The sequence below is a fragment of the Streptomyces omiyaensis genome, assembly GCF_014650895.1.
GTDB lineage: Bacteria > Actinomycetota > Actinomycetes > Streptomycetales > Streptomycetaceae > Streptomyces > Streptomyces omiyaensis.
The window spans coordinates 1-635 of sequence record NZ_BMVV01000093.1; the positions used below are offsets into that span (position 1 = coordinate 1).

The 635-nt window shown below is 71.2% G+C and carries 1 protein-coding gene; it reads right to left on the minus strand.

Features of this window, described 5'->3' with window-relative positions:
• On the minus strand, nt 1–635 hold a 635-nt coding region (locus IE287_RS38145; RefSeq protein WP_189854013.1), incomplete at both ends, for an ATP-binding cassette domain-containing protein.

A 635-nucleotide genomic window follows, 5' to 3' on the forward strand; every position in this document is an offset into this window, starting at 1 on the left:
TAGGTGTCGGGGTGGGTGAAGCGGAGGCGGACGTGGCCGCCGGGGATCCGGCGCTTGAGCTGGTCGGCGGTGCCTTCGGCGGCGATGCGGCCGTGGTGGAGGACGGCGATGCGGTCGGCGAGCTGGTCGGCTTCCTCGAGGTACTGGGTGGTGAGGAAGACGGTGACGCCGTCGGCGACGAGTGCGCGGATGATCTGCCACATGGTGTGGCGGGAGCGGGGGTCGAGGCCGGTGGTGGGTTCGTCGAGGAAGATGACGCGGGGGCTGCCGACGAGGGTCATGGCGATGTCGAGGCGGCGTTTCATGCCGCCGGAGTAGGTGGAGGCGGGTTTCGCGGCGGCGTCGGTGAGGTCGAAGCGGGCGAGGAGTTCGGTGGCGGTCCTGCGTCCTTCGGCCTTGGGCAGGTGGTGGAGGTCGGCCATGAGGAGCATGTTCTCCTCGCCGGTGATGAGGCCGTCGACGGCGGAGAACTGTCCGGTGACGCCGATGGCGGCGCGGACGTGGTGGGGGGCGCGGGCGAGGTCGTGTCCGGCGACGGTGGCCTGGCCGGAGTCGGGGGTGACCAGGGTGGAGAGGATCTTCACGGCGGTCGTCTTGCCGGCGCCGTTCGGGCCGAGCAGCGCGAAGACCGTTCC